This is a genomic window from Vibrio sp. 10N.286.46.A8, assembly GCF_041470165.1.
Classification (GTDB): domain Bacteria; phylum Pseudomonadota; class Gammaproteobacteria; order Enterobacterales; family Vibrionaceae; genus Vibrio; species Vibrio tasmaniensis_A.
Genome location: NZ_JBFRLX010000270.1, coordinates 1046 through 1601, shown reverse-complemented (window position 1 = coordinate 1601; position 556 = coordinate 1046). Strand labels below are relative to the sequence as shown.

General features: G+C 53.6%; 1 protein-coding gene. It reads left to right on the top strand.

Going from position 1 to position 556, the window contains the following annotated elements:
* The coding region (locus AB4232_RS21070) for a Calx-beta domain-containing protein (protein WP_372087940.1) at window positions 1-556 on the top strand (556 nt) is incomplete at both ends.

Below are 556 nucleotides of genomic sequence, written 5' to 3'. Positions count from 1 at the left end.
CGTTGTGACACCGAACGCGGACGGCTCTTACACCGTCAAAGCCGGTGAAACTAAGTTAGTCGTAGAAGTCGCAACCAAAGACGACGCGACGTACGAAGGCGATGAGAAACTGAGCCTGAAAGTGACGGGCGCAACAGGCGTAACGGGTACGGGTACGGGTGAGCTAACCATCAAAGATGATGGCACAGGCCCTGTTGACCCAACCGATCCTACTCCGCCAGTGAATCCAGATGATCGCCCATCGGTGAGCATCGAAGACAGCAAAGTGATTAACGAAGGCTCGACCGCAAGTTTCGATGTGAGCTTAAGCAAAGCTGCATCCGTCGACGTCAGCGTTATGCTAGAGACGTTATACGGAACGGCAACGGCGGACGACATCACCAGCATCGTTGTGAAAGATGCTGCAGGTAACGTATTGACAGCTAACGCTGACGGCTCTTACACCGTCAAAGCAGGTGAAACTAAGTTAGTTGTTGAAGTCGCGACCAAAGACGACGGTACGTACGAAGGTGATGAGAAGCTGGGCCTGAAAGTGACCGGCGCTACGGGCGTAACG